This window comes from Nitriliruptor sp. (assembly GCF_040882075.1).
Classification (GTDB): domain Bacteria; phylum Actinomycetota; class Nitriliruptoria; order Nitriliruptorales; family Nitriliruptoraceae; genus Nitriliruptor.
Genome location: NZ_JBBEBZ010000036.1, coordinates 1 through 6,836, shown reverse-complemented (window position 1 = coordinate 6,836; position 6,836 = coordinate 1). Strand labels below are relative to the sequence as shown.

The 6,836-nt window shown below is 69.8% G+C and carries 7 protein-coding genes; 6 read left to right on the top strand and 1 reads right to left on the bottom strand.

The features are described 5' to 3' along the window. Nucleotides 1-746 precede the first annotated feature (746 nt). From WEB03_RS02025 to WEB03_RS02000, 6 genes are all read left to right on the top strand, one after another. Nucleotides 747-1,721, top strand: coding sequence for a hypothetical protein (locus tag WEB03_RS02025; RefSeq protein WP_368069305.1), 975 nt, complete (start codon nucleotides 747-749; stop codon nucleotides 1,719-1,721). Between the two features lie 98 nt (nucleotides 1,722-1,819). Continuing rightward, nucleotides 1,820-3,091: a hypothetical protein gene (locus WEB03_RS02020; protein WP_368069304.1), complete on the top strand. Its 1,272-nt coding sequence runs from the start codon at nucleotides 1,820-1,822 to the stop codon at nucleotides 3,089-3,091. 55 nt (nucleotides 3,092-3,146) lie between these two features. After that, nucleotides 3,147-3,761 carry an ABC transporter ATP-binding protein gene (locus WEB03_RS02015; RefSeq protein ID WP_368069303.1) on the top strand — a complete coding sequence of 205 codons (615 nt, stop codon included), beginning with the start codon at nucleotides 3,147-3,149 and terminating at the stop codon, nucleotides 3,759-3,761. A gap of 9 nt (nucleotides 3,762-3,770) precedes the next feature. After that, nucleotides 3,771-4,943, top strand: a complete 1,173-nt coding sequence (locus WEB03_RS02010) for an ABC transporter permease (protein ID WP_368069302.1) — start codon at nucleotides 3,771-3,773, stop codon at nucleotides 4,941-4,943. Nucleotides 4,944-5,040: 97 nt separating this feature from the next. Continuing rightward, a complete protein-coding gene (locus tag WEB03_RS02005) occupies nucleotides 5,041-5,577 on the top strand; it encodes an RNA polymerase sigma factor (protein ID WP_368069301.1) in 537 nt (178 codons plus the stop codon). A 302-nt stretch (nucleotides 5,578-5,879) separates the two neighbouring features. Next, complete coding sequence (locus WEB03_RS02000; protein ID WP_368069300.1) at nucleotides 5,880-6,458, top strand: hypothetical protein; 579 nt, start codon at nucleotides 5,880-5,882, stop codon at nucleotides 6,456-6,458. A gap of 193 nt (nucleotides 6,459-6,651) precedes the next feature. Here the strand turns inward: WEB03_RS02000 and WEB03_RS01995 are convergent. Further along, nucleotides 6,652-6,836, bottom strand: a 185-nt coding sequence (locus tag WEB03_RS01995; protein ID WP_368069299.1) for a transposase, incomplete at its 5' end; no start/stop codon positions are given.

The following is a 6,836-nucleotide window of genomic DNA, read 5'->3' as shown; positions in this document are numbered from 1 at the left end:
TGCTCAGCTCCGGTAATACGCACTTCTCGGAAGCCAGCCGTTGATCCCCCCCCGCGCGTGAACGCCTTGGGGACCTCGCCAGCGGATATCGGGAGTTCGGTCCCACACCCGTCGTTCCGCGCTTCCGGACATGCGCCGCAAGGTCCGTCGTCAGGACCGTCACGCTTCCGGACCCTTGGGCGGCCGTGACTCACCACTTCTGACGTCTCAAGACCGAGCAACAACGGCGGTTATGCACTGGTACGACCCGCGGCTGTGCTGCTCCCTGTATCGGGCGTTACGCGGCGATGCCGCTCGAGCCGGCCGGTCTCATCGGATGGCTTGTTCAGCCACGAGGGGTTCGCGAATCTCCACGGCGCGGCTGTTGTCGTCCCCGCGGCCGAGCATCAGGCGCGGGGCCCGTTTGGACAGACGACGCACGGTCCTGCGGCGTGCCTGGTCCGGACGACTGCCATCGGCACGGGCTACGACGAGGAGTCCTTGGACCTGCTGCACAGGTTGAGCGAGCAGGACGGCGTCGACGATCCCAGCCCGCTGGGTTCGCCCGCGCACGGGACGGCGCGGGCTACACGAGCCTGCCGCGGTCGGGGGCACGTCGTTCCGCCCGAAGGTCTGTGCGCTGACCCGGGTGCGGTGACCTGCCGGATCCCTCGGCAGGATTCGGCGACCGAGGTGTCAGGGGAGCGCGCCACCGGACATGTCTGGGTTGGAAGAAGTTCCCGACACCTCCGCTGAAACAACTTTGCATGGTTACACACCGGTGCGACCCGAGGCCCCCAACGATGTTCACGAGACACAGCACGCTCCTCTTCGTACTCGCGGCCTTGCTGGTGGGATGTTCACAGTCAGCGACGCTCGGTGACGGCGACCAAGCTCAGGCAGGCACCGCGGAACCGTCGGCCGCGAGGGCCGACGCCGCGGCGGAGGACGTAGCGCCCGCCGGTGAACTGGCGGTCTCCCTGCTCGCTCCTGCCACGGCAGCGGACCTTCGTGCGGTTGCTGTCGTCGACCGCACCAGCGAACGGGCCTTCGCCACCGCCATGGAGCAGTGCGTAGCCGAACAGGGGTTCTCGGTTGGCTTCGTCACACAGCGGCCCCTGGACGCCACACCGCGGTACGCCGATTTCCCCGACCTACAGGCGATCGACAAGTATGGCCTGGCCGGCCCACCGGTGGACGTCGTGGGCTCGGAGTGGGACAGGCTGGTCACCCGGGCCGAAGACCCGTTCACCGCGCTCTCCGACAGCGACATCTCGGACGCCGAATGGGAGCAGCTCAACACCGCCGCCGGCGAGTGCCAGCGCGAACTAGAGACGACGCAACGACTCCCGATTGACGAGTTCCGCGTCGAGCACGACGCAATCACAGAACAGTGGTACGACCTGATGCGGTCCTCGCAGGTCGACGGGTCGCCGGCCGTCGAGGACGCACGGTCGCAGTTCGTCGACTGCGTCCGACAGGACGGATTCAGCGACGTGACCACCGAGGAAGGGTTCCTGGCAGCGACCACCGGGATCGAGAGCCGAGCCGCCGACCGCGACGAGGCGGAACACCTCGCTCGCTCGCACGCCGACATCTACGTCCGGTGCATGGAACCGCTCCTGCGCGTCCGCGACGAGGTCAGACTCGATGCGCGTGCCAACTTCGCGGAGAACAACTTCGCGGCCTTCACGGAAGCCGAGACCGACCTCCGGGCAGCGTTGCGGGATCTCGGCCTGTGAGCGGGACTGAGCCGCACTCCCGCGGGGCTCGAAGGATCCTGGCTGCCCTGGCCGGGCTCACCGCCCTCGCCGGCACGGCGTTCGTCCTAGGTGGGCAGGTGTCGACGCCGGCGCAGGACGTCGCCGACGCGACCCCGCCGCCCGAGTCGGTAATCATCGCCCCGGTGACGCGCGAGGCGCTGGTGGATGCCGTCACCTTCCGCGGCGACGTGCAGCTCGCCGACTCGCTGCCCGTGCAGCTGCGCAGCGGCGGCGAGGCCGCCGGCGTCGTGACGTCGCTGCAGGTCTCGCCGGGCGACGAGGTCCGGGCCGCGCAGGCGGTCGCCTCCGTCGACGGCGTCCCCCGTATCGCGTGCCCCGGCCCGTTCCCCCTCTACCGAGAGCTGCGGCCGGGAGACGAGGGCCCGGACGTCCGCGTGTTGCAGGACTGCCTGGTCGACGCCGGGCTCCTCGCCGAGGCCACAGCCGACGGCACCTTCGGGCCCGGGACCGCCGACGCGGCGGCCGAAGCGTTCGGCCGTGTTGGTTTCGACCTTTCGGCGACTGTCAGCGACGAGCAGCAGACCGCGCTCGCCTCGGCCCGTCGGGGACTGGTCGAGGCCGAGGAACAGGTCGATGCCGCCCGGGACGCCCTGGACGTCCTCGAACGCTCCGACCCGGCGACCGACGCCCGTCGGCAGGTCGCCACTGCCGAACGCGCGTTCGAAGCCGCACGCGACACGGTCTCTTCTGCACGGCGTGAGGCCTCCCCGACCATCGCACCCGAGATGGTCCTGGTCGTGCCGTCGCTGCCGCGGCAGGTCGCGGCGGTCTCGGTCGCCGTCGGCGACTACCTCGGCACCACCCAGGGCGACGGCGACGGCGCAGGACAGGACCATATCCTGCTGGCCAGCGCGGACCTGGTGGTCCGCAGCGAGTGGTCAGAGGACGAGGCTGTACCGACGATTGAGGCCGGCACTGCTCTGACCATCCCGGATGACACCGGCCCTGCCCACGATCTCGTCGTCCGTCAGGTCGAGGCACCCACCGGGGACCGGACCACCACGATCGTCTGGTCGGAGTTCACCACCAGCGAGGACGTGCCGCAGCCGGGCACGAACGTCGCGTTGCGTGCCGAGCTCGGTACGTCGGACGGCGAGGTGCTGACCGTGCCCCTCACCGCGATCAACAGCGACGCCGAGGGCCGGACCTACGTGCACGTGGCCGATGGCGACACCGGGGCCGCCGAGCCGACGGTCGCGCCGGCAGCGGTCCAGACGCGGCGGGTGGGTGTCGAGACCGGCATGGCCGTCGACGACCGCGTCGCGGTCGTTCCCACGGGGCAGGACCGGCTCGACCCCGGTGACATGGTGGTGCTCGGAAGTGGGTGACCAGCGCTGGTCGGTGCGGTTGCGGAGCGTCAGCAAGAGCTACGACGACACTGCCGTGCTGCGAAACATCGACGTGGCGGTGCCCACCAACGGCTACCTGTCGGTCGTCGGGGTGTCGGGGTCGGGCAAGAGCACGCTGTTGAACATCCTCGGCCTGATGGACACCTTCCAGACTGGCGCGTACGAGATCGACGGTCGGGACGCGACAGCCCTGACGGCCGACGCCCGCGCCGAGCTGCGGGCGACCTCCATCGGGTTCGTCTTCCAGCAGTTCAACCTCCTGCACGAACGGTCGGTGGCCGACAATGTTGCGCTCGGGCTGCTGTACGCGGGTGTCCCGAGACGACAGTGGGACCAGCGGGTCGAGGAACTGCTCGACTACGTGGGCCTGAGCCACCGGACCCTGGCACAGGCCCGGACGCTGTCGGGTGGTGAACAACAGCGCGTCGCGATCGCCCGTGCGGTCGCTAAACGCCCCTCGATCCTGCTGTGCGACGAACCAACCGGCAACCTCGACGAGGCAACCTCGGCGGAGTGCATGGGGCTGCTCGAGCGGCTCCACTCCGACGGGATGACCCTGATCGTCGTCACGCACGACCTGCGACTGGCCGAGCGTGCCGACCGGACCGTGACCATCCGCGACGGCGTCGTCAGCCCCGCATACTCCTGAGGAGCAGCCGTGCCCGACGAAACCCGCCGCCTCCGGCGTTCGCTACTGCTGCGCGAAGCGTGGCGCACCGTCGCGGCCCGCCCGGGGGCCGCCGTGCTGTCAGCGGCCGCGACGACGCTCGGAATCGCCCTGCTCGTGCTGACCGTCGGCCTGACCGCCACCGCCGAACGCCGGGTTGCCGCAGGGTTTGACGCACTGCGGGCTACCGAAGTCCTCCTGACACCGACAGGCCCCGACCAGCGGGGGCCGACGACCGCCGAGCTAGCGCGCGCCGCACGGATCTCCGGCGTCGAGGCCGTCGGCGTGCTCGCTCAGTACGCACCCGCCGACGCCACCGTGACCGGCAGGCCGACACATGTCAGCGTCGATCCCGCGTCGATCGACCACGGGGCTGTCAAGGCCCTCCAGCTTGACGTCGACCGGGGTAGCGCGTTCGATCCGTGGCTCGTGGAGACCGGGCTCCCCGCGGTCCTGGTCGGCGCCGAGCTCGCCGACCGTCTTGGCGGAGTCACAGTGGACGGGACCAGTAGCATCTCTGTCGGGGGCGTCCAACATCTCGTCGCCGGCATCCTCTCGGACTCGCCCCGACGCCCGTCACTTCGCGACACCGTCCTGGTCCCCCACGACCCCGACGGTCGAGACCCTGCCACGCTGGAAATCGTCCTTCGCACCCAGCCAGGCGCGGCACAGCAGGTCGCCGACCTCGCGCCCCTAGCGTTGGGGCCGACCGATCCCGGATCATGGACCGCGTCGGCCCCACCGGACCCCGACACGTTGCGGGTGGGCATAGAATCGGGTGTCCGCAACGCTCTGCTCGGCGTGTCCGCCGCGGTAGTCGTCATCGCCGGGCTCTCGATCGGCAACGCAACGTTCGTCTCGGTGCTGCAGCGACGACGGGAGATCGGCGTGCGGCGGGCGATGGGCGCCACCGCCGGTCACGTCCGTCTGCAGATCCTCACCGAAGCCGCGCTGGTCGGCGGCCTCGGCGGCATCGCCGGCAGCAGCGTCGGGATCCTCGCACTCGTCGTCATTGCAAACTTGCAGCGGGCGTCGCCGGTGATGCCGGCCTTCGCCGTCCCTGCCGCAGCCGGCGCCGGCGTTCTTCTGGGTCTGCTCGCCGGCATATTCCCCGCTCGGTCGGCGAGCCGTCTCGAACCGGTGGAGGCGATGCGTGCAGGTTGAGCGCCGACCAAGCTGCGGCGACACCGCGAGCAACCGATGGGTGTCAGGATTCCGCAGCCCCCGGACATGTTCGGACATGACCCCATCAGGAGGCGGGTTGGCCACCGCAGATTCCCGTGCCGCATTCAACGCGCTGTTCGATGACTGCTACAGCGACCTTGTGGCCTACGCCGTCCGGCGGTGCCAAATCAGAAGTGACGCCGATGACCTCGTGGCCGAGACGTTCGCCACCGCTTGGCGGCGCATCCACGCGGTGCCCGCCGGCGAAGACGGCAGACGGTGGCTGTTCGGCGTGGCCCGAAACCTCCTGCAAAACCAGCGCAGGACCCAGCGGCGTTGGTTAAGGCTCCGGGAAAAGATCGCCAGCGAACCTCCTCTACTGCCAACCGATCCGGCGAACGAGGATGCGGATGACCGGGTTGCGCGAGCCATCACCGAGTTGTCGGCACGCGATCGCGAGGTGCTGTTGCTGACGGCCTGGGAGGGGCTCGCCGCCGCCGAGATCGCCGAGATCCTTGATATTTCCATTACTGCCGTGTGGAAACGCCTCCAGCGGGCCCGCGACCGCCTCGCCCGACAGCTTCCCGCCGACCTCAGGGACCGGACTCCCTCCGCCGCCGAACGCAGCAACTGAACGGATAAGCCGTGACCGACGACCGAATCATCGCAGCTGTCCAGCGGCTCGACCCGGCCGCCGACCTCGACCGCGACCCCTGGTCGCCCACGGCCAGGGCGATCCACACACGTGCCACGGCTGCGCGGCGGCGACCGCCGCGCACACGTGTCATCGGCCTGGCTGCGGCCGCCGCCCTCGGGGTCGGGGCCACCGGTGCCGTAGCTGCCGGCCTGTTCTCACCTGACCCCGCCGCCCTCGCTGAACTCGACGCTCAGGACGCCGATGTCGCCGGGGTACACCTGCGAGGGTGGCGGGGGGCGTTGAGCACCGAGGCCGTTTCCTGCGTACTGCCTGACGGTCGCACAACCAGCACCTACGCCTCCGACGGTCCTCGCTCCGAACCGCTCTCCGTCGCTGACATCGTGCAGGCATGCACGTGGAGGGTCGACGCCGTCCTCGATGCCGACACCGACCCGGACCAGGCACAGGTGTGTACGGCGGAACTGCGACAGGACGCCCTCGACGAACGACGAACGACGACGGACGACACGTTCCTGGCCGGTTCGTGGGACGACGGAACCCCCGTCTCCCCCGTCGTGCTGCTCGGCGGCGGAGACTGCACCACCCAGGTCATCGCCGGGCACCTGCGCACCACCGAGACTCTCTCGGATCGAGACCTCGCCGACATAAACGCTGCGCGTGCGCTAGAGATCTCCTTCCGGGCCGACGGCTGCGTCGACCACGAGACCGCGCTCGCCTCAGCCGAAAAGGCACGCGCGGCCGGCGGGTGGCCGATCGCAACGCCAACCACTCCGGCGGGCGACGGCGCCTGCTCGTCGGTCTCCTTCGACGAGTGGGGCGCGATCATCGTCGAACCGGCTCCGGACACCGGGCCGTGACAGCGCCCGGCGTCGCTGGGGACACGTTGCGGGCGAGCTCGGGGAGGACACCTGGCTGGCCACCCTGCAGTTGGTCCGTGCCGGCGTCGTGCGGCTCCGCTGCTCGGTGAAGGCCCTGCGGCTCGATCGAGCAGTCTCCCTCATACATCGACCGGAAGTAGAGTCCTAGACCGACCGATAACGCCCCCCGTGCTCAGGCGGCCATTGCTACGAGCTCGTTGAACTTCTCTGATGGTGTCATCCAGCCGAGGGTTTCGCGAGGACGTTCGTTGAGCTCGGCGGCGATGGCGTCGAGCCGGCGGTCGGTGAGGGTGGCGAAGTCCAGGCTGCGGGGCAGGTACTGGCGTAGCAGCCCGTTGGTGTTCTCGTTGGTGCCGC